We start from the raw sequence: 25,370 nt of genomic DNA, 5'->3' as shown, positions 1-25,370 counted from the left end.
AGCGGTCGGCCACGCTCGTCAGGCGTCCGCCTTCTGCGTGATGGCGGCTTCGACCATGCGCTTCCAGACCTGCTCGTCGCCCGCCGCGGCCATCGCCTGGTCCGGTTCGCGCATCGTGTGGAGGACGGCCTGGGCCTGGTTCAGATGCTCGCGCCAGTGACGGTCGACATGCTCGCCAGCGCTCGTCTCGCGCCCTTCCGCGTTGGCGCTGTGCGCCGCTCCGCAAAGAACCCGCGCGACCCGCTCGAGCAGCGGCTGACTGGAATCCGACATCACACTCTCCCGTTGTCGTCCGGTCAATGCGCGGGCGGCGGGGAGGTTGCCGCACCGTTGGAAGTGCGGGCGCGTCCGCTCACTTCTCCTCGGCGTCGGGCATGTTCGCGATCTTGCGCGCGGCGTGGATCAGCTCGACCGGCAGCATGGCGACGATGGTGCTGTTGTGTTCGGTTCCGATCTCCGACAGCGTCTGCAGCCGCCTGAGCTCGAGCGCACCGGGCGAGCCGCTGATGATGTTGGCGGCTTCCGACAGCTTGCTGGCCGCGACCTGCTCGCCCTCGGCCTTGATGATCCGCGCCCGCTTCTCACGGATGGCCTCGGCCTCGCGCGCGATCGCCCGCTGCATCTGCTCGGGGATGTCGACGTCCTTGATCTCGACCGAGTCGATCTCGACGCCCCAGTTCATCGAGGCTTCGCGCAGCAGCTCCTGCATCCGCCGGTTGATGGTGATCCGGTCCTTGAGCATGTTGTCGAGCTCGCTCTGGCCGATCGCGTCGCGCAGCGCGGTCTCCGCCGCCTGGACCGTCGCCGACATCCAGTTCTCGACCGAGGTGACGACCTGGACCGGGGACTCGGCGCGGAACCACAGGACGGCGTTGACCCGGACCGCCACGCCGTCGCGGGTGATCGTCTCCTGGGTCTCGAGCTGGTAGGTGATGGTCCGCTTGTCGACCTTCACGACCCGGTCGACGAACGGGATCAGCCAGTACCAGCCGGGCCCCTTCATCGTCCCCAGGCGGCCGAGCCGGAACAGCACGGCGCGCTGATATTCCTGGTTGATGCCGAAGCTCTTCAGCCCGGTGACGAGAGCGCCGGCGAGGATCACTACGACCGGAATGAGCAACGGATACATATCGCCTCCCAGCAAGGAAGGCGATCCTAGCGGCAAAAGGTGGCGCTGGGCAGACCGGGCCCGCCGAATGGCAGCGGTGCGTAGCGACCGATCACGCCGCGACGCGTTGTAAGGGCGTTACCAAGGAGAATAGTCGATGTCCGCAGTGCGTTACGAGCCCTCGATCGAGCAGATTGTCGACGACGAACAGGAGACCATCGGCAAGATCCGCGACACCTTCATCCAGCTCGGCGAGAAGCAGGAGAAGAAGGAAGGCCATTCGATGCGGACCAGCCACGCCAAGGCGACTGGGCTGCTCGGCGGCGAGCTGGAGATTTTCGGCGACCTGCCGCCCGAGCTGGCGCAGGGGATCGCCGCGCAGCCGGGCCGCTACGAGGCGCTGGTCCGCTTCGCGCAGGGGCCGGGCGAGCTCATCCCAGATCGCATCTCGACCCACCGCGGGATGGCGATCAAGCTGCTCGACGTCGATGGGCCGCGCATTCCCGAGGCGCGCGAGCAGACGACGCAGGACTTCGTGCTGGAGCCGGGGCCGGCCTTTATCCACTCGACGCCCAAGACCTTCCTCGCCGACTTCAAGGGCGGGGTGGCGAACGCGCCGGCGATGCCTGACAGCGTGAAATCAGCGGTGTCGAACGTCGCCCGCGCGACCAATGCCCTGTTCGGCAACTCGAGCAAGATCCTCAGCTTCCTCGGTCATCCCTCGCGTCATCCGCTCGCCGAGAATTACTTCAGCCAGGCGCCGCTGCGGTGGGGCGACTATGTCGCCAAGGTCGCGATGGTGGTGAGCGAGGAGACGCTGGCGGCGATCAGCGACGAGGAGATCGACGCGAGCGACGACGACAATGCGTTCCGTCACGCGATGGAAGCGTTTTTCCGCCGCAACGGCGCGACCTTCGATTTCTCGGTCCAGCTCTGCACCGACCTCGACAAGATGCCGGTCGAGGACGCGTCGGTGGAATGGCCGCAGGAGGACAGCCCCTACCGGCTGGTCGGCCGTCTTACCCTGCCGCCGCAGCCCGCCTTCGACGAGCGACGCCGCGAACTGTTCGACAACGGCCTGGCGTTCCAGCCGAACAACAGCCTGGAGGCGCACCGGCCGCTGGGCGGCGTGATGCGCGCGCGGCTGGCGGTCTACCCGGTGATGAGCGAGCGGCGGATGGCTGGCGCGAAGCGGGTCGAGCCCAAGTCGCTCGACGAGGCGCTTCCGGCCAGGGAGGCGGCGCAGGGCTGACCCCCGCGCCGCCGCGGCGTCGCTAGAGGACCTCGAACAGGCCGGCGGCGCCCATGCCGCCGCCGACGCACATCGTCACGACGACATATTTCTCGCCGCGCCGCTTGCCCTCGAGCAGAGCATGGCCGGTGAGCCGGGCGCCGCTCATCCCGTAGGGGTGGCCGACCGAGATGGCGCCGCCGTTGACGTTGAGACGGCCGTCGGGGATGCCGAGCTTGTCCTGGCAGTAGAGGACCTGCACGGCAAAGGCCTCGTTCAGCTCCCACAGCCCGATGTCCTCGACCCCGAGGCCGAACCGGTCGAGCAGCTTGGGAACGGCGAAGACCGGGCCGATCCCCATCTCGTCGGGCTCCGTCCCGGCGACGGCCATGCCGATGTAGCGGCCGAGCGGCTCGAGCCCCTTCTTCTCGGCGTAGCCGGCGTCCATGACGACGCAGGCCGACGCCCCGTCGCTCAGCTGCGAGGCGTTGCCGGCGGTGATGAGATTGTCGGGGCCCATCACCGGCTGGAGCGAGGCGAGCCCCTCCATGTTGGTCTCGGGCCGGTTGCCCTCGTCCTTGGCGAGCGTGACCTCCTGCATCGAGACCTCGCCGCTGGCCTTGTCCTTGACCCCCATGCGGGCGGTCACCGGGACGATCTCGTTGTCGAACACGCCGTTCCGCTGCGCCTCGGCGGTGCGCTGCTGCGAGCGAAGCGCATATTCGTCGCAGCGCTCGCGGCTGATGTTGTAGCGCTTGCCGACCACCTCGGCGGTCTGGATCATCGGCATGTAGACGCCGTTGTGCATCGACAGCAGCTCGGGATCCGGGCCGACCCGCATCTCGGGGGTCTGGACGAGGCTGATGCTCTCGACCCCGCCCGCCACGCAGACGTCCATGCGGTCGACGATGACCTGCTTGGCGGCCGTGGCGATCGCCATCAGGCCCGAGGCGCACTGGCGGTCGATGGTCATGCCGGCGACCCCGACGCCCAGCCCGGCGCGGAGCGCGGCGGTGCGGCCGATGGTCGCCTGGACGCCCTGCGGCAGCGCGGCGCCGATGATGCAGTCCTCGATCTCGCCCGGATCGACCCGGGCGCGCTCGACCGCGGCGCGGATCGCGTGCGCGGCGAGGGTAGGGGACGGGGTGGCGTTGAAGGCGCCGCGATAGGCCCGGCCGATCGGCGTGCGGGCGGTGGAGACGATCACGGCGTCGCGGGCGGCAGTCATTCGGTTTCTCCCTGGGTGAACAGCAGGCCGAGCCATTCGGCGATCAGCGCCGGCTTGGCTTCGTCCTCGATATCGACGGTGACCTGATGACGGAAGAGGTACTGGCCGGGTGCGCGGTCCTCGACCCCGAGCAGGGTGAAGCGCCCGCGGACCCGCTTGCCCGCGCGCACCGGGGCGAGGAAGCGGACCTTCTCCAGCCCGTAGTTCACCCCCATTACCGTGCCCTGCGGGCGCAGCGAGACGTCGGCCGACATGCGGCTGAGCAGGGAGAGGGTGAGGAAGCCGTGGGCGACCGTTCCGCCGAACGGAGTCGCGGCGGCGGCAGCCGGGTCGACATGGATGAACTGGCGGTCCTCGGTGACCTCGGCGAAGTGGGTGATCCGCTCCTGGTCGACGCTGATCCAGTCGGACACGCCGACTTCGGTTCCGACCAATCCGCGAATCCGGTCTAGAGTCATCTCGGGCATGACTAACCGTTTATCGAAAGAACGGTATTGAGCAAGCCCGGGCCGATCAGGCCGGCTTCGGCTCCGGCCAGGGCATGACGAGGCGGCCGTCGGGAGCGGCGGTAAAGGTGACCTGGGTGGGATAGGCGAAGTCGATCTTCTCGGTGGCGAAGCTGCGGATCAGCGCCAGCATGATGGCCGCCCGGTCCGCCGCGAGCGCATCGGCATCGAGGGTCGCGTCATCGAACAGCAGCTCGTGGTCGAGGCTAGAGGCGCCAAACCCGGTCAGGGCGCAGCGGACGAGGTGGCAGCCGCGGCGAGTGTCGACCGCGGCCTTCGCGAGCTGCGGGATGCGCGCCAGTGCCTCGGGGCTTGTCTGATAGGAGACGCCGAAGGTGAGGGTCGAACGGCGGCTGTGGCCTTGCGCGAGGTTGTGGATCTCGCGCTCGAGCAGCTTGGTGTTGGCGATCACCATCTGCTCGCCGGTTACCGAGCGCAGTCGGGTCGTCTTGAGTCCGATCTTCTCGACCGTCCCGATCGACTGGTCGTAGCGGATCGTGTCGCCGCGGCGGAACGGGCGGTCGAACAGGATGGCGAGTGCGGCGAACAGGTCGGCGAAGATGCCCTGCGCGGCAAGGCCGATGGCAATCCCGCCGATCCCCAGCCCGGCGACCAGTGCGGTGACGTTGATCCCGAGATTGTCGAGGATGACGACCAGCGCCACCGTGAACAGGGCGACGCTGATCAGCACCCGGATGACGCCCATGGCGTTGCCGATCGTGCTCTCGCCCGCCTCCTCGCTGATGTTGCGGCCGATCACCCCGAGGATGAGTTCGCGCGCCCATACCGCGCCCTGCAGCGCGAAACCGATGGTGAAGAGGATGTCCGACAGCCGCGCGATCTTGGGCGGCGGATCGGCGTAGCTGACCACCATGTCGATAGCGGCGACGATCATGAAGGCGAAGCTGGTCTTGGCCAGCACCCGCCCGATCACGCCGCGCCAGGTACGGCACTCGGGATCGGAGTCGATGGTCCGCTGCCCGAAAGTCCGCAGCAGCAGCATCAGCCCGACGATCACCGCCGCGGCAAGGCAGCCAAGGGCGAGCGCGTCGAGATTGGCGACGAACCAGCGGGCGAAGCTGTGCAGGCGGTCGATCATCGGCGCGGAATGGCAAGCGGGACGCGGCCGATCAAGCCGCGGCGCTCTCCTTGCCAGTATCATTGGCGGCGGGCTTGCGCCGCCGCTTCTTCTTCGTCCCCGCTGCCAGCCATTCGAGCAGCGCCACTTCGCTGGAGGCGAGGCGGGTCTTTCCGCGCGGCCGGTCGAGCCCGTTCAGCGGGTCGCGGGGGCTTTCCTTCACCGCCTCAAGCAGCCCCGGGTGGACGTAGGACTTGCGGCTGATCGCCACCGTGTTGCCGAGCGCCTCGGCGACCGGCTCGACCACGGTCTTAACCGTGATCCGCGCGTTCTCGGCCTTCTCGAGGAGCTGGTCCATCGCGATGACGCTGGCGCCCCAGGTGCGGAAATGCTTGGCGGTGAAGTCGCCGCCGGTCGCTTCCTTGATGTAGCTGTTCACGTCGCTCGAGCTGATCGGGCAGGGCTCGCCCTCATCGTTCAGATACTGGAACAGCATCTGCCCGGGCAGTTCCTGGCACTTGCCGACGATCCGCTTGAGGTTGGAGTCGGTGACCTTCACCTCGTGGGTGATGCCGTGCTTGCCGACGAACCGCATGAGCATCTTCGAGCCCTTGCGGCGAAGGTGGCGGTTGCGCAGGGTGGTGATCCCGAAGCTCTTGTTCTCGCGCGCATATTGCTCGTTGCCGACGCGGACATGCTGGGTGTCGAGAAGGCGGACGACGGCGGCCAGCACCGTGTCACGGCCGTGCTTGCGCTTCTTCAGGTCCTGCTCGATCCGGCGCCGCAGCCGCGGGAGCGCCTTGCCGAACTCCAGCAACCCCTCGTATTTCGCTGCGTCCTGCTTGGCGCGGAAGTCATTGTGATAGCGATACTGCTTGCGGCCGCGGGCATCGATCCCGGTGGCCTGGAGATGACCGTTGGCGTGGGCCGAGAACCAGGCGTCGGTGTAGGCGGGCGGCAGCGCGATCGCGTTCAGCCGATCGATTTCGTCGCGGTCGGTGACCCGACTGCCGTCGGCGTTGAAATAAGCCCAGTGGCTCCCGACGCGCTTGCGGGTGTAACCGGGATCCGAATCGCTGCAGTGGCGGAGCATGGCGGATCAATTCTCCGCCGTAGCGCCCGGTTCCCTTGGGAGGGTTGAGAATGGATCTGAGCGGCCGCCGCGTGCTGCTGATGGCGACCAGCGGGTTCGAGGAGGAGGAGCTGTTCGGGCCGCTCCGGCTGCTGCGCGAGCGCGGGGCCGAGGTGCGGCTGGCGGCGCCGACGGGAGCGCCCATCCAGGCCACCGTTCTCGACGATCCCGGGCGGACGATCCGGCCCGACCTCACCATTGCCGAGGCACGCGCGGAAAGCTTCGACGCGCTGGTGTTGCCGGGCGGAGTGATCAATCCGGATGCGCTGCGGACCGACGCGCAGGCGGTCGCGCTGATCCGCGCCTTCGCCGCGGCGGGTCGGCCGGTCGCCGCCATCTGTCACGGGCCCTGGCTGCTGGTCGAGGCCGATCTGCTTCGGCAGCGCCGGGCGACCTGCTGGCGCTCGATCCGGACCGATCTCCGCAACGCTGGGGCGACGGTGGTCGACGCGGACGTGGTGGTCGATGGGGCGCTGGTGACCGCGCGCTGCCCGGACGACGTGCCGGCCTTCGTCGAGGCGATCGCCGAGCTGCTGCTGGCGCGCCCCTAACCCGTCGGAAACCTTTCGCCTGCTATCGCCCCGGCATGGACCGGAGCGGGGACGAGGGGCTGGCCGGATGGCTGGTCGACGGGGCGGCGGCGGCGGCGTTCGCCTGCGGGCTCGCCTATGCGAGCTTCCGGCTGGGAGGGGCGGCCTGGGTGCTGCCGGCGACCAGCCTTGGCTTTGGGGTGGCGCTCGGCGGGCTGCGCCGTGTCGGCAGCCGCCAGGCGCCGCTGCGCCTGCCTGCCTTCACCCCCGCCGCGCTGTTCGACGATGCGGAGGACGCCCTGCTGCTGACCGAGGTTGCCACCGGCTTCGGGCCGGAAGAACTGCTGCTCGACCAGCTGCTGGCGCCGGAGAATGATGAGCTGCTGCTCGACGATCCGCTGCCGGAGGCGGATCGGGACGCGCGGGTGGTCCAGCTGTTCGGCCCCGGCACCGGGCGGCCGCTGCCGACCGCGGGCGAGCTCAGCGCCCGGATCGACGCGCATCTGCTCAAGGGTGCGGGGGGCGCGACGACCGCGGGCGTCGCGGAGGGGATCGCCGGGCCCGGGGCCAGCGTGCACCCGCTCAATGCCGACGCCAGCGCCGCGCTCCACCATGCGCTGGCCGATCTCAAGCGGACGCTGGCCAGCCGTCGCGGCTAGGACTCGATCGTCAGCGCCTCAAGCTGGATCAGCACCGCGCCGTCGGCACGCCGCTCGAGCTCGCCCGCGCGGCAGATCTCGGCCAGGAAGTGGCCGGGCAGCTCGAACTCCGCTTCCTCGATCCCGTCGAGCAGGCGGCGAGACAGCTGCTCCGCATCGGGACCCGTCGCAACCAGGCCAATGCTGTGACGTTCCCCATTGAACGTAAGCGAACGCCAATCAATCGACGTCCAGAAACTAAGTAAAATCCTATCACATTCCTTGCCCACTCGCGCTAGCAACGCGCGATGGAGCGCTGCCCCGGCGCGGGACATGCCCAGGCGGGTCACTTGACCCGCTCCAGATACTGGCGGACCTTGGCCATGGTCTGCGCCCGAGGCTCCCGACCGCGCCGCAGGTCGAAGACAAACCGAGGATCTTTCATCACCATCCGGCCGAACTTGGTGGCCGGCACTTTACTGTTGTCGAGGTAGCGTTCCACTTCACGAAGCAACATGACTTTCCCCCGCCCCAGGGCGACTCGGCACGACGATTCATTCCTTTTCAATTCCTACTTGTCTGGCGATATTATACTTGACATACCCACGGTGAGAAATTACCTAGGGTGAATGGCCAGCAAGCTCTCCGCCCCGCACTTCCACAACGAAGACGCCGCGTTCGCTTTCGTTGAGGCTCGCGTATGGCCGCAGGGTCCGGTTTGCCCGCACTGTGGCGGCGTCGAGCGCATCGGCAAGCTGGCGGGCAAGAGCACCCGTCCCGGCCTCTACAAGTGCTATCAGTGCCGTAAGCCCTTCACCGTCCGCATGGGCACCATCTTTGAGAGCAGCAAGGTTGCCCTCAACGTCTGGCTCCAGGCGATCTTCCTTGTCGCTGGCAGCAAGAAGGGCATCAGTTCGAACCAGCTGCACCGCATCCTTGGCGTCACCTTGAAGACCGCCTGGTTCATGTCGCACCGCATCCGCGAGGCCATGCGCGAAGGCGATCTTACCCCGTTCGGCCATGAGGGCGGCGCGGTTGAAGTCGACGAGACCTACATCGGTCGTAAGGCTGGCCGGGAAGTGCCGAAGGGTGGCTGGGGCCACAAGATGACTGTGCTCGGCCTCGTCGATCGCAACACCGGCAAGAGCCGACTCTTCCACGTTGACGGCGGCAAGCAGATCCAGGGCATCGTTCTAGAGAACCTGTCGCGTGAAGCTCGCTTGATGACCGACGAACATGTCATGTATCGCAAGATCGGGCGCGAGTTTGCCGAGCACTCGGCGGTGCATCACTATAACAAGGAGTACGTCCGCGGCGACGTGACCACCAACACCGTTGAGGGCGCGTTCAGCATCTTCAAGCGTGGTATGCGCGGCGTCTACCAGCATTGCGCCGAGAAGCACCTGCACCGCTATCTCGCCGAGTTCGAGTTTCGCTATAGCCACCGGGAGAAGGTGGGCGTTGACGACGCGGCGCGTGCCGATCTGATGCTGAAGGGTATCGTCGGAAAGCGCCTCACCTATCAAACAACTGCTGCGAGGGCCTGATGCCTCCCAAGAAGCACCTCGAGAGCGCGGAAGAGCAAAGCGAGCGGTTCAAGCGAGAGGCCGAAAGGTTGATCAACGCTGGCGAACTCGACCCAGAAAGGGCCGTTGAGGTGCTTGAGAAACTAGTTAGGGAGCGCCGGCGTTAAGGGACGGGAAACCCGCCCTTGCGCAAGGCAGTTGGAATTCCCTCGGAGAGAGGTTAGATAGAGACTATGTCAGCGGGCACTTTCAGGCTTGGATCTAAAGCCTTCCGTCGCGGGCTCATTGAAGGCTTCACAGCGCCAATGTTTTTCTTCACTCCTCGTCGGTACGGAAGAGCGGAGAGCATTGATGCGTCCTTGCTAGAGGCATGGAACGGGGTATCAAGAGCCCTTTCCCAGTCGGAAGTGGAGTATCGCCAAATTGGGGAAGCCTCCCGCAAGCAACCCAAAGTCTGCTCCGCTCCCTGAGATTCAGGAGGAGATCGAGCAGGAGATTACCAAACGCATTGGCAGCGTCGTTTCCGGTCCACAGCGGAAGCAGGTAGTCGCCCAGATGATTGGGCTAGTTGCCGAGGAGCGCTTCTCTGGGCCAATTGCTCACCCGCGTCACCTTCGTGAGTATGAAAGCATTCTACCAGGGTCCGCCGATCGGATCATCTCGATGGCTGAGAGCAATTTGCAGCATAACCACGACATGCAGCGAATGGCGCTCGATGGCGACATAAAGGACACCCGGGATGGTCGGCTTTACGGCTTCCTCGCCTTGGCGCTTTTGATTGTCGGCGCGATCCTTTCCGCCTATTTAGGCCATGAAAAGCTAGCCATTGCGTTCTTGGGAGCAGGAGCCCTCGGGACTGTGGGCGCAATCATTCGGGGTCGGAAAGGCGGAGACTAGGCGCGCGTGCCGCCCTCAAGTAGCTGCTGCTCGGCCCCGGACGGACAGCCCGCCTCGTCAGTTAAACTCGACAGTTTAACCATGAAAAACGTCGAGCACCTCGTTATGTGGAGCGCTTCGTGCGGGGCATATATATTTTCGACATGCATGGTAGCGTTACGCCACGGGTTACGAACGGCTTCCAGATTAACTAGCAAGTCCTCGAAAGCGGCTCCTTCTGAATGGGGAAGGCGCTTACCAGCTGGGTAGAGCTCATCGACCTTTGCCCGAATAGAATCTAAGATGAATTTCCAGTTCTTCTCTGCCGACTTAGTAGGGCTTGGTATGGAAAGGCGCTTCGCCAACGCCTTGATCCCAATCTCCAACATCCTCATCGAATGGAAGACGGCTGCAGTGTGCCTGCCTAAGGCGATGCACTTGGCCGCCTCCTCAGCCTCGAACGAGGCTGCCGGGAAAAGGACGCTGAAGCCGTCCATTGCAACGAGCGTGTCGGCGGACCCCATCATTGCTGATTCGTGTTCGCTTAACGCAAAGAATTGAACGTCCTCCAAATAGTCCGCGAACCTACTTTCGATTTGGAAAATCGCGGCCGTCAGGTCCTTGACGGAAAGAGTGCATTCCGGGGCCTGCAAGGCAGCGGACAGCCGATCGACAGCCTTTACGGCCAAGCGCGCCCCGATCGCTGCTGCCTCCGCTTTGAACTTGTCCAGTATAGGATTAACGGTTTTTGCTGAGCCACTTGCAGACTCATCACCATGATCCTCAGCCAAGTTCGTAAGTATGCTGTGCAAACGAGCCATGGTTGTTGCCGCACCAAGGAAGGGCAACGCATTGAGTTCAAGCATCTCTCGAAGGCTCCAGACGCGGCTAGGCGCTAACATCTGCACCCTCCTGCCTTGGCTGGGTATGTAATGTATAACATCGCCACTTGTCTAGGCACTTTCCTATGCGTAGAACAAACCATGCCCGGCAGTCCTCGTGACGTCCTGAATCGCCTGTGCGCCGAGCGCGGGGAAGACTTTGCCGGCCTGTCGCGCCTGATCGGGCGCAACCCGGCCTACATCCAGCAATTCGTCAAGCGCGGCGTGCCCAAGCGACTCGACGAGCGCGACCGCCGGACCCTGGCGCGCTACTTCGACGTTCCCGAGACCCTGCTCGGCGCGCCCGAGGTGCCTGGCAACGGCTCGCGCGGGCTGATTCCCATCAGCCGCATCGAGATCCGCGCTTCGGCGGGGCCCGGCGCCTACACCGACGACGAGGCCAAGCGGCCGCCCTATTTCGCGTTCGACGAGCGCTGGCTGCGCAACCTGACCGGCTCGGCGGTGCAGGATCTCACGCTGATCCGGGTCGAGGGCGACAGCATGGCGTCGACCCTCGCCGACGGCGACGACATCCTGATCGACCAGAGCGACGGGGTCGAACGGCTGCGCGACGGGATCTACGTGCTTCGGCTGGACGAGGCGCTGATGGTCAAGCGGCTGGCGATCCACCCCGTCACCCGGCGGATCACCGTCCAGTCCGACAACCCCGCCTACGCCGACTGGCCCGACTGCAGCCTCGAGCAGCTCAGCATCATCGGCCGGGTGATCTGGGCGGCGCGGCGGATCGCCTAGCCGCGGCGGCGGGTGCGGTCGACGAGGTAGACGAGCAGCGCGGCGGCGGCCCCGGCGATCGTGCCGACGAAGGTCCACCAGTTGGTCTCCCCGCGGAGCAGTCCGAAGGCGAAGCCGGCGATGGCGCCGATGGCAATGAGGATCCCGGCGGACATGGGGGCAGGCTGGCGCATGGCGGGTGCCATACACCAGCCGCGCCGCGGGTCCACTCGCGCTCGAACATGGTGAACGAAGCGTTGACCCTGTCCCTTGAACCTATTGCAAAGCGGGGCCGGCTAGAGGCTGGGCATGGAAGAGCCGTTCATCTCCAGCCGTATCGCCCTGACCGATGCCACCGGGCTGCTCGAGCGGTTCGGCGATGACGCCGGCTACGAGGCGGCGCTGCTGGCCGAGCAGAGCCGGGACGCCGGCAACGTGCTCCGCTTCTGCCATTGGCGGCAGATCGAACGGGTGATTGCGCTCCTCAGCCAGCGCGAGACCGCCGGCACCGTCCACTGAATTTGTTGGTCCGGCGGTCTGGTACGGTTCATCCGCGCTGACTAGGACCGTGGCCGATGAGGACCGACGCGAGGGGAGGGCGGGCCCGCCGGCTGCTGGTCGGCGCCGGTGTCGCCATGGCCATGGCCGCTCCGCTGCGCGCGCAGCCGGTCCCGCCGCCGCCCGCGGCCCCGCGGCCGCCCGGGGCCGAAGTCGATCCCGACGCGCCGCTCGACCCGATGCCCGGATTGGGCGTGGACTGGCCCGACCTGTCGCGGCTCCCGCCCGCGCCCGAGGCGCCCGGCACCACCCCGCCGCCCGAGACCGCTCGTCCGAGCCGCAACAGCCGTGCGGCGGAGACGGCGCAGCAGCGGCCCTATCATCTCACCATTACCGGGCTGGGCTCGATCGGCGGCGAGGCGCTGCTCCGCAGCTTCCGTGAGCAGAGCGCGCTGGAGGGTGACCGCCGCCGCGCCGCCAACGCCGCCCAGATCGACCGCCGCGCGGGTTCGGACGCTGAACTGCTTGCCGAGCTGCTCCGCTCGCAGAGCTATTATGACGCGAGCGTCGAGCCGAGCGCCAGGCTGGAGGGCGAGCGGGTCGAGGTGGTGCTCGCCGCGATGCCGGGGCAGGCCTACCGCTTCGCCTCGGTCGCCCTGCCGGGTCTGGAGGCGGCCGGGGAGGATGCCGCCGCGCTCCGCCGCAGCTTCGCGGTGCATGAGGGAGACGCCGTCGTCGCCCAGGACGTGATCGACGCCGGCGTGGCGCTCAAGGTGGCTCTGGGCGAGCGCGGCTTCGCGGTGGCGACGGTCGGGCAACAGGATATCGTGGTCGATCATGAAACCCATGTCGCGCGGCTGGTTCTGCCGGTCTCGCCCGGGCCCTTCCAGCGCTTCGGCCGGCTGCGGGTGAGCGGCTCGCCGCCGTTCGACGCCCGACATGTCGGGGTGATCGCCCGCTTCCGCCCCGGCGAACGCTACCGCCAGGATCGGGTCGACGACCTGCGCCGGGCGCTGATCGCCACCGGGCTGGTAGCGGGCGCGGAAATCCGGGCGGTGCCGACTGCCGATCCGCAGGTCGTCGACCTCGACGTCCGGCTCTCCCCCGCGCCGTTCCGCACCGTCTCGGGCGAGCTCGGCTACGGCACCGGCGAGGGCGTGCGCGGGCAGGCCAGCTGGCAGCACCGCAACTTCTTCAACCCCGAGGGCGCGCTGACCGTGGCCGGCGTGCTCGGAACGCAAGAGCAGAGCGCCGGCGTAACGCTGCGCCGAAGCAACTGGCGGCGGCGCGATCAGGCGCTCAACGTCACTGCCAGCGCCAGCCATCTCGACCGACCCGGCTACGAAGCCCGGACGCTCGACCTCGCCGCCAACGTCGAGCGCCAGTCTACTTTCATCTGGCAGAAGAAATGGACCTTCAGCCTCGGTCCCGAGCTGGTCGCGTCGGACGAGCGGGACGTCGACCCCGCCACCAGCCTGCCGCGCCGCCGCACCTTCTTCATCGCCGCGCTGCCGGGCAGCCTCAACTACGACGGCAGCGACAGCCTGCTCGATCCCAGCCGCGGCTTCCGGCTCGGCGGACGGGTGAGCCCCGAGCTGAGCCTGCAGGACGGGACGTTCGGCTATACCCGGGTGCAGATCGACGGAAGCGCCTACCGGCCGCTGTCGTCGCGAGTGGTCGCGGCGGGGCGGATCCGGCTCGGGACGATCGTCGGCGCGCCGCGCGACGCGATCGCGCCGTCGCGCCGTTTCTATTCGGGCGGCGGCGGCTCGGTCCGCGGCTATGGCTACCAGGAGCTCGGCCCCAAGGACGCCAGCGGCAACCCCATCGGCGGCCGCAGCCTGATGGAGTTTGCGCTCGAGGCGCGGGTCCGGGTGGGCAGCTTCGGCATCGTCCCGTTCCTCGACGGCGGGACCCTGTCGACCGATCCGCTGCCGAGCCTTCGCCGCTGGCAGCTCGGGACCGGGATCGGGGTGCGCTACTACAGCAGCTTCGGGCCGCTGCGGATCGACGTCGGAACCCCGCTCAACCGCCGCGCCGGCGACAGCCGGATCGCGGTCGTCGTCTCGCTCGGGCAGGCCTTCTAACGTGGAGGTCGTCACCGACCGACCCGATGCCGGGCCGGCACTGGTCGTCGTGCGGCGACGCCACTGGGCCAATCGCTTGGCGCGGGAAATGGTCGCGTTGCTCGTTTCGTTGCTTCTGCTCGCGGCGGGCGGCCTCGTCTTCCTCGACACCGCGCCGGGCCATCGCTTCATCGTCGACCGGCTCGGCGCACTGGAAACCGCCTCGGGACTGCGGATCCGCATCGGGCGGATCGACGGCAGCGTGTTCGGCGTCTCGCACCTCCGCTCGGTCGAGGTGAGCGACCCGCGCGGCGTATTCCTGACCGCGCCCGACGTGGTACTCGACTGGTCGCCCGGCGCCTGGCTGACCCGCGGGCTGATGATCGACCGGCTGACGGCGCAGCGGGTGATCCTGCTGCGCCGGCCCGCGCTGCGGCCGACCGGGCGGCGCGGGCGGATCCTGCCCGACTTCAACATCCATCTCGGCGAGCTCGGCATCGAGCGGCTCGAGCTGGCCACCGGCGTGACCGGTACTCCCCGCACCGGCTCGCTCGCGGGAAGCGCGGAGATCCGCGCCGGACGGGCGCTGATCGAACTCCGGGCCGCGTTCGACCGCGGCGGCGACCGGGCGATGCTGCTCCTCGACGCCGAGCCCGACCGCGACCGCTTCGACCTGCAGGCGCGGGTGCGGGCGCCGGCGGACGGGCTGCTGCCCGCGTTGGTCGGGATGCGCCGGCCGATGCAGCTCGACGTCGGGGGAAGCGGCAGCTGGACGCGCTGGGGTGGAAGAGCGCTGCTCGACCTGTCGGGGCGCCCGGCGGCGCGGCTGCTGATCGGCGCCAGCGCGGGCCGCTACTCCCTCGCCGGCCGGGTCGCGGTGGCGCCCTACGCGACCGGCAAGCTGCAGCGGCTGACCGCGCCGATGGTGACGCTCCGCGGCGAGGCGACCTTGCGCGACCGCCGCGTGACGGGCCGGCTGGTCGCCGCCACGCCCGAGCTTCGCGCGGTTGCCCGCGGGACGCTCGACCTCGCACGCAACGCCTACGACGGGGTCAATGTCGGGCTCGACCTGCTCCGCCCCGCCGCGCTGTTTCCCAACATGCGGGGCGAGAAGGTCCGGCTGGTGTGGACGCTCGACGGACCGTTCGACACCGCCACCTATGCCTACCGCCTGACCTCCCCCGCCGTGACGTTCGACACGACGGGGTTCGTCGACGTTCGCGCGGAGGGTCGGGGACGCTTGTCGGCATGGCCGCTGCGACTGCCGTTGAGGCTGCAGGCGCGGCGGATCACCGGCATTGGCGATGCGGCCGGGCAGATCCTCGCCAATGCGCGGCTGGAGGGCCTGCTCGCCGTGACGCCCAGGCTGGTCCGCGGCGACAGGCTCGCCTTCACCAGCGACAAGCTCAACGGGCGGGTGTCGCTGATGCTCGACCTCGCCAGCGGACGCTTCGACATCCTCATTTCGGGCGGGCTTACCCGCTATCGCATCCCCGGGCTGGGGATTGTCGACGTGACCAGCGAGTTGCGGGTGCTGCCCGGCGCGAACGGGCGGAACCGGGTGGCGGGGCGCGGCGAGGCGTGGGTGCGGCGGCTCGACAACCGCTTCTTCGCCGAGCTCGCCGGCGGCCTACCCCATCTCACCACCGACCTCGCGCGCGGCGAGGACGGCGTCCTCCACTTCACCAATCTCCGATTGTCGGCGCCCTGGCTGGCGTTTGTCGGTGCGGGCTACCGCCGCCGCGACGGGACGTTCCACATCGAGGGCAGCGGACGCCAGGCGCGCTACGGGCCGTTCCGGCTGGTCCTCGACGGTCCCATCGAGCGGCCACGGATCGAGCTGCTGCTGGCGCGGCCGAACGACGGGCTGGGGCTGGCGGGGGTGCGGCTGTCGCTGCTGCCGAGCGGCGGCGGGTTCGACTATCGCGCGGCGGGCGGGTCCAGCCTCGGCGCGTTCACCAGCATCGGCCAGATCCTGCTGCCGCCCGGCGGCCCGACGAGCCTGGTGATCGCCTCGCTTGCCGTCGGGGGAACGGAGGCGAGCGGTCGGCTGCGCTCCGATCCGGGCGGGTTCAGCGGCCAACTGGGCCTTGCCGGCGCGCTCGCCGGCGAGCTGCAGTTCGCCCCCGAGCAGGAGCACCAGCGAATCGATGCGCACCTTACCGCCAATGACGCGACGCTGGCCGGGGTGACGATCCAGGCGGGCCGGATCGATGGCACCGTGCTGCTGATTGACGGACGGACCACCGTCACCGGCGTGCTCAACGCGCGCGGGGTGAGCGCCGGTGCGCTGGCCTTCTCTCGGGTGCAGGCCAACGCCAGTTTGGTGAACGGGCGGGGGCAGGTCCGCGCCGCCGTCGCCGGCACCCGCGGGCGCGGGTTCGACTTCTCGGTACTGGCCGACGTGTCGCCGGACCGCATCGTCCTGACCGGTCGCGGCAACGTCGAGCGACGGCCGCTGGTGCTCCAGTCGGCGGCCGTCATCACCCGCGACGGCGATGGCTGGGCGATCGCCCCGACGCGGGTGCAGTTCGCCGGCGGCACCGCGACAATGTCGGGTCGGACCGGCGAGCGGCCGCAGCTCAGCGCCGAGCTCAGCGGGATGCCGCTCGGCGCGCTGGCCATCCTCGTGCCCGGGCTGGGACTCGAGGGGGTGGCCAATGGGCGCATCGACTATGCCTGGAACGGCGGTCGGCCGACCGGGCGGGCCAATCTGCTGGTGCGCGGCTTGGCGCGGTCGGGCCTGACGCTCGCCTCGCGACCGATCGACGTCGGAATCGCGGCGGTGCTCACCGATGGTCAGGCCGCGGTCCGCGCGGTGGCCGCCGACCATGGGCAGGTGATCGGTCGCGCCCAGGCGCGCTTCTCGCCACTGTCGCGGCAGGGCCCGATCGTCGCGCAGCTGCTGGGTGCCCCGCTGTTCGCGCAGCTTCGCTATTCCGGCCCCGCCGACACGCTGTGGCGGCTGTCCGGGGTGCGGATCGTCGATCTCGGCGGGCCGGTGGCAGTGGGCGCGGATATCGGCGGGCGGCTGCTCGATCCGCAGATCCGGGGCTCGATCCGCGCCACCGGGGCGCGGCTGGAGAGCGCGGTCACCGGGCTTGTCGTCACCGACCTCCAGGCCCACGGTTCCTTCGCCGGATCGCGGCTGGTGTTCGACCAGCTCGGCGGCGCTACGCCCGGCGGTGGATCGATCAGCGGGCGCGGGAAGATCGACTTCTCCGGCGGCTCGCCCTCGCTCGACCTCGCCTTCAACGCCGCCAACGCGCGGATGATCGACCGCGACGACATCGCCGCGCAGGTGACCGGGCCGCTGACCATCCGCTCGAACGGCGGCGGCGGCCGGATCGGTGGCGACTTCAAGCTCAATCGGGGCCGCTTCACCCTCGGCCGGGCGGGGTCGACGGCGGGCGTCCCGACGCTCCAGGTTCGCCACACCGGGCTCGACACCAGTGAGGAGATCACGCTCGACCAGCTCCACCCGTGGACGCTCGACCTGAAGCTCGACGGCGGCAACCTCGACGTGCGCGGGCTGGGCATCAGCAGCCTGTGGACGACCCGACTGGCCATCGGCGGCACGGTTGATGCGCCGCGCTTCACCGGCACCGCCAACCTGGTGCGCGGCGACTATGACTTCGCCGGCCGAAGCTTCCGCCTCGACCGCGGCGTGATCCGCTTCCAGGGCGAAACGCCGCCCGATCCCACGCTGGACATCAGCGCCGATGCGCAGCTGCAGGGCATCGAGGCGACGGTGCGTGTCGGCGGCACCAGCAACAAGCCCGAGATCAGCTTCACCAGTGTCCCCGCACTGCCACAGGACGAGCTTCTCTCGCGCCTTCTGTTCGGCACCTCGATCACCAATCTCGCGCCGGCGGATGCGCTGCAGCTCGCCGCGGCGGTCAACGCGCTGCGCAGCGGCGGGCGCGGGCTCGACCCGTTGAACTCGCTGCGGCGCGCGGTCGGGCTCGACCGGCTGCGGGTGCTCCCGGCCGACGTCGCGTCGGGTCAGAAGACCGCGCTGTCGGCCGGCAAATATCTCGGGCGCAAGCTGTTCGTGGAGGTGATCACCGACGGGCAGGGCTATTCGGCGACGCGGATCGAGTATCAGATCACCCGCTGGCTCTCGCTCCTGTCGAGCGTGTCGACGATTGGCCGGACCAGCGCGAACCTCAGGGTCAGCAAGGATTATTGAGCGTCCCGCCCGGCGCGGCTAGGCTGGCCGCAAGAGTAGGGGGGAACAGCGTGAAGCAGTGGAACTACCGCAAGGCCGTCGTGGCGCGCGAGGAACTGGCGGAACATCATCGGCTGGCGCAGACGCTGAGCTGGCCGCACCTCGTCGCGCTGGGCGTCGGCGCGATCGTCGGGACGGGCATTCTCACGCTGATCGGCGTAGGAGCGGGCAAGGCCGGCCCGGCGGTCATCCTTTCCTTCGCGATCGCGGGCGTGATCTGCGCCTGCGCCGCGCTCGCCTATGCCGAGGTGGCGACGATGATCCCCGCCTCGGGCAGCGCCTACACCTACTCCTACGTCGTCTTCGGCGAGCTGATCGCCTGGATGATCGGGGTGGCGCTGATCCTCGAATATAGCCTGGTGGTGAGCGCGGTGGCAGTCGGTTGGTCGGGCTATGCCGCGGGGTTCCTCGACAGCGTCGGGCTGGGCCTCCCCAAGGAACTGGTGAACGGCCCCGAGCTGGGTGGAATCATCAACCTGCCTGCCGTCTTCATCATCGCGGTGGTCGCGGGGCTGCTGATCGCCGGCACCCGCGAGAGCGCAACGCTCAACGCCATTCTCGTGGTGGTGAAGCTCGCCGCGCTGGCGCTGTTCGTCGCGGTCGCGCTGCCGCACTTCAACGATGCCAACTTCCACCCCTTCATGCCCTACGGCTTCCCGCGCAGCGGCCCCGCCGGCAGCGAGGTCGGCGTGATGGCGGCGGCGGCGATCATCTTCTTCGCCTTCTACGGATTCGACGCGATCGCCACCGCGGCGGAGGAAGCCAAGAACCCGGGGCGCGACCTGTCGATCGGGATCGTCGGCTCGATGGTGGTGTGCGTGGCCATCTACATGCTGGTTGCCGCGGCCGCGATCGGAGCGCTCGCCTACACCCGATTCGCCGACAGTCCCGAGCCGCTGGCGCTGATCCTGCGCGACATCGGGCAGGGCTGGGCGGCGCGGATCCTCGGCGCGTCGGCGGTGATCGCGCTGCCGACCGTCATCCTCGCCTTCTTCTACGGCCAGAGCCGGATCTTCTTCACCGTGGCGCGCGACGGGCTGCTGCCAGGAAGCCTCGCCCGGGTCTCGAGCCGCGGCACGCCGGTGCGTATCACCATCTTCACCGCGGTGGTGGTCGCGGTGATTGCCGGACTGTTCCCGCTGTCGAGCATTGCCGCGCTCGCCAACGCCGGAACGCTCGCCGCCTTCGTCGCGGTATGCGCGGCGATGCTGGTGATGCGCCGCCGCGAGCCGGGCCGCGAGCGCCGCTTCCGCACTCCCGCGGCGGGACTGGTCGGGGTGATCGGGATCCTCGGTTGCCTCTACCTCTTCATCAGCCTGCCGGTCCGAACCCAGCTCTTCTTCCTCGGCGCGCAGGCGATCGGGCTGCTGCTCTACGTCGTCTACGGCAGTGCAGCCGCGGCTCGGGCGCGCGCCGCCGCGTGAACCTCGCCCGGCTCCGCAACATCCTCATCGGCTCGGCGGGCAACCTCGTCGAATGGTATGACTTCTACGCCTACAGCTCGCTGAGCATCTATTTCGCGACCGTCTTCTTCCCCAAGGCCGACTACACCGCGCAGCTGCTGTCGGCCGCGGCGATCTTCGCCGTGGGGTTCCTGATGAGGCCGATCGGGGCGTGGCTGATGGGGGTCTATGGCGACCGCCACGGGCGCAAGGCGGGGCTGACGCTGTCGGTCGCGCTGATGGCGGGCGGCTCGCTGCTGATCGCGGTGGCGCCGACCTATGCGACCGCCGGCCTCCTCGCGCCCGCCATCCTGCTCGTCGCCCGGCTGATGCAAGGGCTGTCGGTCGGCGGCGAATATGGCGCCAGCGCGACCTACCTGTCGGAAATGGCGAGCCGAGCGCACCGCGGCTTCTGGTCGAGCTTCCAGTATGTGACGCTGGTCGGCGGCCAGCTGCTCTCGCTTGCGGTGCTGCTCCTGCTCCAGTCCCGGTTGAGCGAGGCGGAGCTCACCGCCTGGGGTTGGCGCATCCCCTTTGCGATCGGGACCCTGCTCGCGCTGCTGGTCTACTGGTTGCGGCGGCATCTCGAGGAGACCGCGAGCTTCCAGGGACTGCATCCCGACCGCGAGAAGTCGAGCATCGCGGCGCTGTGGCGCGACCATCGCCGCGAGGTGCTGCTGGTGGCGGCGATCACCGCCGGTGGAAGCTGCAGCTTCTATGCCTACACCACCTATCTGCAGAAATTCCTGGTCAACACCGCGCACCTCGACAAGCCCGCCGCCACCGAGGTGATGACGGTTGCGCTGTTCCTGTTCATGCTGCTCCAGCCGGCGTTCGGCTGGCTTGCCGACCGTGTCGGGCGCAAGCCGCTGCTGCTGCTGTTCGGCATCGGCGGCATGCTCGCCTCGGTGCCGGTGTTCGGGGCGCTGGCCGGGGTGCGCAGCCCTGGCGAGGCGCTGCCGCTGGTGATGATCCCGCTGGTGCTGACCGCGGCCTACACCTCGATCAGCGCGGTGGTGAAGGCGGAGCTGTTCCCGGCCGGGCTGCGCACGCTGGGTGTCGCCTTGCCCTACGCGATCGGCAACGCGTTGTTCGGGGGCACGGCGGAATATGTCGCCCTATGGTTCAAGCAGGCCGGCCGCGAGGGGGGGTTCGCGTGGTACGTGACGGCACTGCTCGCGGTGGCAACGATCGCCTTCCTGCTGCTGCCGGAAACCCGCCGTACCAGCCGGATCGCGGAGGACTGACGCTGGTGGCAATGGGGGACCGGCAGCTCGATGATGCAGTGAGGCATGAGGCGGGCCGTGCGTCGGCGCGGCTCGACCTCGTCCTGCTGCTGGTCTTCGTGGTGCTGATCCCGCCAATGCTGGCGAGCAGCCCCTCGGTGTTCCGCGACGGCGATACCAGCTGGCATCTCGCCACCGCGCGCTGGATGGTCGCGCATCGCGCCATCCCGATGGCGGATCCCTTTTCCTACACCGCGCTCGGGACGCCGTGGATCGACCATGAGTGGCTCGGCGCGCTGCTGCTCGGGCTCGCCTGGATGGCCGCCGGCCCGGCGGGGCTCGCCGCGCTGGTCGGGCTGAGCATCGCCGCGACGTTCCTGGCGATCGGGCTGGAGGTGCGGCGCCGCGGCCCGCCGCTGCAACTGGCGGCCACCTGCGTGCTGCTGATGCCGGTGCTGCTCCTGCTGACGCTGGCGCGGCCGCTGGTGCTTGGCCTGCCGCTCGTCGCGCTGTGGACGGTCGTGCTGCTCCGCGCGCGCGACGCCGACCGCGTGCCTTCGCTGTGGTGGGCGCTGCTGTTCGTGGCCTGGGTCAACCTCCACGCGAGCTTCGCGGTCGGGATCGCGCTGTTTGCGCCGTTCGCGATGGAAGCGCTGACCCAGACCGAGGATCGCCGCCGCACCTTCCTCCGCTGGGCGGCGCTCGGGCTGGCCTGCACTGCTGCCGCGCTGCTCAACCCGCACGGGCTTGACGGGCTGCTGGTGCCGTTCGGCATCTTCGGCAGCACGGCCGCCGTCGCGATCGGCGAGTTCCAGCCGACGGTCCCGGCGGCGCAGTGGTGGTTCGGGGTGCCGATGATGGCCACCGCCGCCTATGTGCTGTGGCGCGGAATCCGCCTTCCGCCTTGGCGGCTGCTGCTGTTCCTCGGACTGCTCTACCTGGCTATGGCGCACGTCCGCCACCAGACCATCTTCTCGATCGTCGCCGCGCTGTTGCTGGCCGAACCGATCGCTCGCGAGCGCGGGTGGATCGCCCCGCGCGAGGAGCTCGGCGTCGCGCTCGCCAATTCGCGCTGGTCGCGCGGCGTGGTTCCCATGCTCGTTCTGCTCGCGATCATGGCGGCCGGAGTGCGCGCCGCGATCCCGCTCGTCGTCGCGGACAATAATGCGACGCCGTTCACGGCCATCGCCAAGCTGCCGCCCGTGCTTCGCACCCAGCGGGTGATGAACAATTACAGCTTCGGCGGGCCGCTGATCCTGAGCGGCATCCGCCCCTACATCGATGGCCGCGGCGGCGACGTCTACAAGGAACGCTACTTCGACGACTATTATGCGATGACGAAGGGCGACGCGCGGCTGTTCGCCGGATTGCAGCGGCGCTGGGGCTTCACCTGGACGATCTTTTCGCCGAACGACAAGGACATGCTGCGCCTGATCGACGCGTCGGGGCAGTTCCGGCGCATCTACCAGGACCGCTGGGCGGTGGTCCACGTCCGCAGGGACGTGCGCCTGCCTAGCGCTTCAGGAAGCCCTCGAGCTCCGATTTCAGGTCGCTGATCGACTTGCGCTGCCAGTGCGACGCCCACGGCGACGCGCGCCCGGAATCGCGCAGGTAGACCGGCTGTTCCCATTGGCTGGGCGCCACCTCGGGCTTCTTGCGGGCGAGCGAGGAAACCTCGAAGGGCGCCTCGAACTTCAGCCCGACTAGGTCGCCGCGCGCCCACATCACCTCGGCGAAGATGGTGCCCGCCTCCTCGAGGTCGAGCAGCAGCTTGACCCCGGCCTGCAGCGCCAGCGGACAATCGATCTGCGCGCCCGCGCTGGAGATGTTGCGGAGGCGCACCGCGGTGCTCTCGTGATTATAGTGGATGCAGCCCGACCAGATCAGCGGGTGCCGCGGCTCGCGGCTGCTCTGCTCGTCGAACGGAGTCGTGGTGCCAGCCGGCTGCTCGGGTTCGGGCGCCTCGGCGCGCGGCTCCAGCAGGATGGGGTCGGCGAAATTGCGCTCGAGCACCTCGCGGAGTAGCGCGTTCCGCTCCTCCGGCGAACAGTCGAGCTTGGTCTCGTGCGCGAACTCGAGCCCGAAGCGTCCATCGCGGATCCAGCGGACGACGCATTCGACCCCGGCCTTGCCGCCGAGCACGAGTTCGACCTTTTCCCACATCGGGAGGTCGGCGTCGCACTCGACCATGGCCCCGCCCCCCGACAGGTTGATCAGCCGCGCCTCATGCTCGCCCTCGGCGCTGTTGAGGATGACCTGCTCGCCGACCAGCCGGTGACGGTCCTCGCCGCGGTGATCGGCGTTGCGGCCTTCCGCCCGCGGGATCGGTACCGCCTTGAGATCGTCGCCCTCGAGGCGGTTCTGCCGCTTCTTGCTGGTCTTCAGCAGCGGCTCGCCCAGCGGCTCGCCGGACAGAATCTTCGAGCGGAACGAATTCATGTATTAACCCCTCGCACACGTAGGTGCCCCGATGGGGACCCTACGCCGCGAGGGGTTAAGATAGGGTTGGCTTGGAGCTGGGCCGCTTACGACGAATAGTACATGTCGAACTCGACCGGGCTCGGGGTCGTCTCCCAGCGCATGACCTCGTCCCACTTGATCTCGATGTAGGCATCGATCTGGTCGTCGGTGAAGACGTCGCCGCGGGTAAGGAAGGCGCGGTCGTTCGACAGCGCGTTCAGCGCCTCGCGGAGCGAGCCGCAGACGGTCGGCACGTTGACGAGCTCGGCCGGCGGCAGGTCGTAGAGGTTCTTGTCCATCGCCTCGCCCGGATGGATGCGGTTCTGGATGCCGTCGAGACCGGCCATCAGCAGCGCCGCATAGGCAAGATAGGGGTTCGCCATCGCGTCGGGGAAGCGGAACTCGACCCGCTTCGCCTTCTCGCCCGCACCGTAGGGAATGCGGCACGAGGCCGAGCGGTTGCGGCTCGAGTAGGCAAGGAGAACCGGCGCCTCGAACCCTGGAACCAGCCGCTTGTAGCTGTTGGTGGTCGGGTTGGTGAAGGCGTTCAGCGCGCGGGCGTGCTTGATGACGCCGCCGATGAAGTAGAGCGCGGTGTCGCTCAGCCCCGCATAGCCGTTGCCGGCGAACAGCGGCTTGCCGCCGTTCCAGATCGACATGTGGGTGTGCATGCCCGAGCCGTTATCCTTGGCGATCGGCTTGGGCATGAAGGTCGCGGTCTTGCCGTAGGCGTTGGCGACCATGTGAACGACATACTTGTAGACCTGCATGCGGTCGGCCGTCTGGACCAGCGTGCCGTAGGTCAGGCCGAGCTCGTGCTGAGCGGCGGCGACCTCGTGGTGGTGCTTGTCGCAGGGCAGGCCCATCTCGAGCATGGTCGAGACCATCTCGGCGCGGATGTCCTGCGCGCTGTCGACCGGCGCGACCGGGAAGTAGCCACCCTTGGCGCGCGGCCGGTGGGCTAGGTTACCACCCTCATATTCGCGGTTGGTGTTGGTCGGCAGCTCGATGTCGTCGAGGCGGTAGCCCGAGGCGTTGTAGCTGTCCTCGAAGCGGACATCGTCGAACATGAAGAACTCGGCCTCGGGTCCGACGAACACCGTGTCGCCGATCCCGGTCGACTTGAGATACGCCTCGGCGCGGGTCGCGGTGGAGCGCGGGTCGCGGGCGTAGAGGTCGCCGGTCGAGGGCTCGACCACGTTGCAGACCAGGATCATCATCGGGGTCGCGCTGAACGGATCGACGAAGACAGCCTCGAGATCCGGCATGAGGATCATGTCGCTCTCGTTGATCGCCTTCCAGCCGGCGATCGACGAGCCGTCGAACATGAAGCCGTCGGTCAGCATGTCCTCGTCGATCACGCCCGAGGCCATGGTCAGGTGCTGCCACTTGCCCTTGGGATCGGTGAAGCGGAGGTCGACCCACTCGATCTCCTCGTCCTTGATGCGCGAAAGAATGTCGCCAGCGCTCGCCGCCATGATCGTGAAACTCCAGTTGATCGATTCGCCGCCCCGAAGGCGACCGAGCCGCCCTATTCCCAGCGGTCGCGCGGAGAGTCAGCGGCCGAGTGAAATTTTCAACGGAACGATCGACGAGCCGATCGTCGGGTAGGCCGGAAGCGGGCGCGAGAGAGCCTCGCCGAGCGCACTGGGGCGCCGGACGACGGTCTCATGTTTCTGCCTCCAGGTTCAGCGTCGAGCGGCGACCCGGGGCTCGCCGGCCTCGTCGCGCTCACGCAGCACGTTGGCAAGCAGCTGGCTGATCGCGGTGTCGACCGGGATGGTCCTGACCTCGGGCGTGATCCAGGCCTTCTTCATCGCGAGCTTCCTTCCGCAGTCCGGGTGGCCGGCGCGGTGCCGGCGGTCACGGCATCAAGCTGTGAACGGCGGGACCGGTGCCGAATAGCGCCATTGAACATCCAGATCGGAGCGGACCGGGGACACGGACGGGCAGGGCGTGCGCGAACGCATAGCTATGCGCG

At 68.4% G+C, this 25,370-nt stretch carries 25 protein-coding genes; 12 read left to right on the top strand and 13 right to left on the bottom strand.

From position 1 onward, the window contains the following. Positions 1-18: 18 nt before the first annotated feature. Positions 19-273, bottom strand: a complete 255-nt coding sequence (locus HMF7854_RS13110) for a hypothetical protein (protein WP_126719607.1) — start codon at positions 271-273, stop codon at positions 19-21. 79 nt (positions 274-352) lie between these two features. Beyond that, positions 353-1,129, bottom strand: a complete 777-nt coding sequence (locus HMF7854_RS13105; RefSeq protein ID WP_126719605.1) for a slipin family protein — start codon at positions 1,127-1,129, stop codon at positions 353-355. 136 nt (positions 1,130-1,265) lie between these two features. On the opposite strand from HMF7854_RS13105, the gene HMF7854_RS13100 reads away from it, so the two are divergent. Beyond that, positions 1,266-2,360 carry a catalase family protein gene (locus HMF7854_RS13100; RefSeq protein WP_126719603.1) on the top strand — a complete coding sequence of 365 codons (1,095 nt, stop codon included), beginning with the start codon at positions 1,266-1,268 and terminating at the stop codon, positions 2,358-2,360. Positions 2,361-2,382: 22 nt separating this feature from the next. Here HMF7854_RS13100 and HMF7854_RS13095 read toward each other — a convergent pair whose 3' ends face one another. From HMF7854_RS13095 to HMF7854_RS13080, 4 genes are read right to left on the bottom strand one after another with little or no spacing between them, the layout of a single operon-like run. Further along, a complete protein-coding gene (locus HMF7854_RS13095) occupies positions 2,383-3,567 on the bottom strand; it encodes an acetyl-CoA C-acyltransferase (RefSeq protein WP_126719601.1) in 1,185 nt (394 codons plus the stop codon). After that, positions 3,564-4,034: a MaoC family dehydratase gene (locus HMF7854_RS13090; protein ID WP_221766451.1), complete on the bottom strand. Its 471-nt coding sequence runs from the start codon at positions 4,032-4,034 to the stop codon at positions 3,564-3,566. Before HMF7854_RS13090 ends, HMF7854_RS13095 begins: the two co-directional genes overlap by 4 nt. 46 nt (positions 4,035-4,080) lie before the next feature. Then, entirely contained in the window at positions 4,081-5,172 is a 1,092-nt protein-coding gene (locus tag HMF7854_RS13085) for a mechanosensitive ion channel family protein (RefSeq protein ID WP_185829285.1), read from the bottom strand. Positions 5,173-5,203: 31 nt separating this feature from the next. Next, positions 5,204-6,244: a DNA topoisomerase IB gene (locus tag HMF7854_RS13080; protein WP_126719597.1), complete on the bottom strand. Its 1,041-nt coding sequence runs from the start codon at positions 6,242-6,244 to the stop codon at positions 5,204-5,206. A gap of 50 nt (positions 6,245-6,294) precedes the next feature. Here HMF7854_RS13080 and HMF7854_RS13075 point away from each other — a divergent pair, with 50 nt between their 5' ends. Both HMF7854_RS13075 and HMF7854_RS13070 read left to right on the top strand, forming a co-directional pair. Beyond that, a complete protein-coding gene (locus HMF7854_RS13075) occupies positions 6,295-6,834 on the top strand; it encodes a type 1 glutamine amidotransferase domain-containing protein (protein WP_126719595.1) in 540 nt (179 codons plus the stop codon). Positions 6,835-6,869: 35 nt separating this feature from the next. Then, complete coding sequence (locus HMF7854_RS13070) at positions 6,870-7,472, top strand: hypothetical protein (protein ID WP_126719593.1); 603 nt, start codon at positions 6,870-6,872, stop codon at positions 7,470-7,472. On the opposite strand, the gene HMF7854_RS13065 is transcribed toward HMF7854_RS13070, so the two are convergent. Then, on the bottom strand, positions 7,469-7,801 hold the full coding sequence (locus HMF7854_RS13065; RefSeq protein WP_126719591.1) for a hypothetical protein: 333 nt from the start codon (positions 7,799-7,801) through the stop codon (positions 7,469-7,471). The genes HMF7854_RS13070 and HMF7854_RS13065 overlap by 4 nt on opposite strands. Then, a complete protein-coding gene (locus tag HMF7854_RS15855; RefSeq protein ID WP_185829283.1) occupies positions 7,798-7,968 on the bottom strand; it encodes a hypothetical protein in 171 nt (56 codons plus the stop codon). Before HMF7854_RS15855 ends, HMF7854_RS13065 begins: the two co-directional genes overlap by 4 nt. Positions 7,969-8,080: 112 nt before the next feature. Here HMF7854_RS15855 and HMF7854_RS13060 point away from each other — a divergent pair, with 112 nt between their 5' ends. Together HMF7854_RS13060 and HMF7854_RS13055 are read left to right on the top strand one after the other, a co-directional pair. After that, positions 8,081-8,998 carry an IS1595 family transposase gene (locus HMF7854_RS13060; RefSeq protein WP_126719589.1) on the top strand — a complete coding sequence of 306 codons (918 nt, stop codon included), beginning with the start codon at positions 8,081-8,083 and terminating at the stop codon, positions 8,996-8,998. A 534-nt stretch (positions 8,999-9,532) separates the two neighbouring features. Next, complete coding sequence (locus HMF7854_RS13055) at positions 9,533-9,874, top strand: DUF2335 domain-containing protein (protein WP_185829282.1); 342 nt, start codon at positions 9,533-9,535, stop codon at positions 9,872-9,874. On the opposite strand, the gene HMF7854_RS13050 is transcribed toward HMF7854_RS13055, so the two are convergent. Then, positions 9,871-10,719 carry a hypothetical protein gene (locus HMF7854_RS13050; RefSeq protein WP_126719585.1) on the bottom strand — a complete coding sequence of 283 codons (849 nt, stop codon included), beginning with the start codon at positions 10,717-10,719 and terminating at the stop codon, positions 9,871-9,873. The genes HMF7854_RS13055 and HMF7854_RS13050 overlap by 4 nt on opposite strands. A gap of 117 nt (positions 10,720-10,836) precedes the next feature. Here HMF7854_RS13050 and HMF7854_RS13045 point away from each other — a divergent pair, with 117 nt between their 5' ends. Next, a complete protein-coding gene (locus tag HMF7854_RS13045; protein ID WP_126719583.1) occupies positions 10,837-11,487 on the top strand; it encodes a S24 family peptidase in 651 nt (216 codons plus the stop codon). Here HMF7854_RS13045 and HMF7854_RS15850 read toward each other — a convergent pair. Then, a complete protein-coding gene (locus tag HMF7854_RS15850; RefSeq protein ID WP_185829281.1) occupies positions 11,484-11,660 on the bottom strand; it encodes a hypothetical protein in 177 nt (58 codons plus the stop codon). The genes HMF7854_RS13045 and HMF7854_RS15850 overlap by 4 nt on opposite strands. A gap of 115 nt (positions 11,661-11,775) precedes the next feature. On the opposite strand from HMF7854_RS15850, the gene HMF7854_RS13040 reads away from it, so the two are divergent. The 6 genes from HMF7854_RS13040 to HMF7854_RS13015 are packed head-to-tail and all read left to right on the top strand — an operon-like array spanning position 11,776 to position 22,485. Further along, the gene (locus tag HMF7854_RS13040; protein ID WP_126719581.1) at positions 11,776-11,985 is read left to right on the top strand and encodes a hypothetical protein; all 210 of its coding nucleotides are present in this window, start codon (positions 11,776-11,778) and stop codon (positions 11,983-11,985) included. Positions 11,986-12,041: 56 nt separating this feature from the next. Then, positions 12,042-14,051: an autotransporter assembly complex protein TamA gene (locus tag HMF7854_RS13035; RefSeq protein WP_126719579.1), complete on the top strand. Its 2,010-nt coding sequence runs from the start codon at positions 12,042-12,044 to the stop codon at positions 14,049-14,051. A gap of 1 nt (position 14,052) precedes the next feature. After that, positions 14,053-18,222: a translocation/assembly module TamB domain-containing protein gene (locus HMF7854_RS13030; RefSeq protein WP_239016982.1), complete on the top strand. Its 4,170-nt coding sequence runs from the start codon at positions 14,053-14,055 to the stop codon at positions 18,220-18,222. Between the two features lie 50 nt (positions 18,223-18,272). Beyond that, positions 18,273-19,685 (top strand): amino acid permease, encoded by a 1,413-nt coding sequence (locus HMF7854_RS13025; RefSeq protein ID WP_126719577.1) that lies wholly within the window; start codon positions 18,273-18,275, stop codon positions 19,683-19,685. Continuing rightward, complete coding sequence (locus HMF7854_RS13020; RefSeq protein ID WP_126719575.1) at positions 19,682-20,950, top strand: MFS transporter; 1,269 nt, start codon at positions 19,682-19,684, stop codon at positions 20,948-20,950. Before HMF7854_RS13025 ends, HMF7854_RS13020 begins: the two co-directional genes overlap by 4 nt. A gap of 38 nt (positions 20,951-20,988) precedes the next feature. Next, positions 20,989-22,485, top strand: coding sequence for a hypothetical protein (locus HMF7854_RS13015; RefSeq protein WP_126719573.1), 1,497 nt, complete (start codon positions 20,989-20,991; stop codon positions 22,483-22,485). Here HMF7854_RS13015 and HMF7854_RS13010 read toward each other — a convergent pair. The 3 genes from HMF7854_RS13010 to HMF7854_RS16190 all read right to left on the bottom strand — a co-directional run bounded on the left by HMF7854_RS13010 (position 22,442) and on the right by HMF7854_RS16190 (position 25,206). Then, complete coding sequence (locus tag HMF7854_RS13010) at positions 22,442-23,368, bottom strand: PilZ domain-containing protein (protein ID WP_126719571.1); 927 nt, start codon at positions 23,366-23,368, stop codon at positions 22,442-22,444. The genes HMF7854_RS13015 and HMF7854_RS13010 overlap by 44 nt on opposite strands. An 86-nt stretch (positions 23,369-23,454) precedes the next feature. After that, positions 23,455-24,867 carry a type I glutamate--ammonia ligase gene (glnA, locus tag HMF7854_RS13005; RefSeq protein ID WP_126719569.1) on the bottom strand — a complete coding sequence of 471 codons (1,413 nt, stop codon included), beginning with the start codon at positions 24,865-24,867 and terminating at the stop codon, positions 23,455-23,457. A gap of 210 nt (positions 24,868-25,077) precedes the next feature. Continuing rightward, positions 25,078-25,206, bottom strand: a complete 129-nt coding sequence (locus HMF7854_RS16190; protein WP_275402010.1) for a hypothetical protein — start codon at positions 25,204-25,206, stop codon at positions 25,078-25,080. Positions 25,207-25,370: the final 164 nt, after the last annotated feature.

The organism is Sphingomonas ginkgonis (assembly GCF_003970925.1).
Lineage (GTDB): Bacteria > Pseudomonadota > Alphaproteobacteria > Sphingomonadales > Sphingomonadaceae > Sphingomicrobium > Sphingomicrobium ginkgonis.
This window is presented reverse-complemented; position numbering and strand designations above follow the sequence as displayed.

What these genes read in the sequence shown, in the direction of transcription:
- HMF7854_RS13085 (WP_185829285.1), bottom strand. Translation starts at nt 5,172, where the DNA reads ATGATCGACCGCCTGCACAGCTTCGCCCGCTGGTTCGTCGCCAATCTC.
- HMF7854_RS15850 (WP_185829281.1), bottom strand. Translation starts at nt 11,660, where the DNA reads ATGCGCCAGCCTGCCCCCATGTCCGCCGGGATCCTCATTGCCATCGGC.
- HMF7854_RS15855 (WP_185829283.1), bottom strand. Translation starts at nt 7,968, where the DNA reads ATGTTGCTTCGTGAAGTGGAACGCTACCTCGACAACAGTAAAGTGCCG.
- HMF7854_RS13035 (WP_126719579.1), top strand. Translation starts at nt 12,042, where the DNA reads ATGAGGACCGACGCGAGGGGAGGGCGGGCCCGCCGGCTGCTGGTCGGC.
- glnA (WP_126719569.1), bottom strand. Translation starts at nt 24,867, where the DNA reads ATGGCGGCGAGCGCTGGCGACATTCTTTCGCGCATCAAGGACGAGGAG.
- HMF7854_RS13110 (WP_126719607.1), bottom strand. Translation starts at nt 273, where the DNA reads ATGTCGGATTCCAGTCAGCCGCTGCTCGAGCGGGTCGCGCGGGTTCTT.
- HMF7854_RS13100 (WP_126719603.1), top strand. Translation starts at nt 1,266, where the DNA reads ATGTCCGCAGTGCGTTACGAGCCCTCGATCGAGCAGATTGTCGACGAC.
- HMF7854_RS16190 (WP_275402010.1), bottom strand. Translation starts at nt 25,206, where the DNA reads ATGAAGAAGGCCTGGATCACGCCCGAGGTCAGGACCATCCCGGTCGAC.
- HMF7854_RS13040 (WP_126719581.1), top strand. Translation starts at nt 11,776, where the DNA reads ATGGAAGAGCCGTTCATCTCCAGCCGTATCGCCCTGACCGATGCCACC.
- HMF7854_RS13060 (WP_126719589.1), top strand. Translation starts at nt 8,081, where the DNA reads ATGGCCAGCAAGCTCTCCGCCCCGCACTTCCACAACGAAGACGCCGCG.
- HMF7854_RS13090 (WP_221766451.1), bottom strand. Translation starts at nt 4,034, where the DNA reads ATGCCCGAGATGACTCTAGACCGGATTCGCGGATTGGTCGGAACCGAA.
- HMF7854_RS13075 (WP_126719595.1), top strand. Translation starts at nt 6,295, where the DNA reads ATGGATCTGAGCGGCCGCCGCGTGCTGCTGATGGCGACCAGCGGGTTC.
- HMF7854_RS13050 (WP_126719585.1), bottom strand. Translation starts at nt 10,719, where the DNA reads ATGCTTGAACTCAATGCGTTGCCCTTCCTTGGTGCGGCAACAACCATG.
- HMF7854_RS13070 (WP_126719593.1), top strand. Translation starts at nt 6,870, where the DNA reads ATGGACCGGAGCGGGGACGAGGGGCTGGCCGGATGGCTGGTCGACGGG.
- HMF7854_RS13010 (WP_126719571.1), bottom strand. Translation starts at nt 23,368, where the DNA reads ATGAATTCGTTCCGCTCGAAGATTCTGTCCGGCGAGCCGCTGGGCGAG.
- HMF7854_RS13095 (WP_126719601.1), bottom strand. Translation starts at nt 3,567, where the DNA reads ATGACTGCCGCCCGCGACGCCGTGATCGTCTCCACCGCCCGCACGCCG.
- HMF7854_RS13055 (WP_185829282.1), top strand. Translation starts at nt 9,533, where the DNA reads ATGATTGGGCTAGTTGCCGAGGAGCGCTTCTCTGGGCCAATTGCTCAC.
- HMF7854_RS13080 (WP_126719597.1), bottom strand. Translation starts at nt 6,244, where the DNA reads ATGCTCCGCCACTGCAGCGATTCGGATCCCGGTTACACCCGCAAGCGC.
- HMF7854_RS13045 (WP_126719583.1), top strand. Translation starts at nt 10,837, where the DNA reads ATGCCCGGCAGTCCTCGTGACGTCCTGAATCGCCTGTGCGCCGAGCGC.
- HMF7854_RS13105 (WP_126719605.1), bottom strand. Translation starts at nt 1,129, where the DNA reads ATGTATCCGTTGCTCATTCCGGTCGTAGTGATCCTCGCCGGCGCTCTC.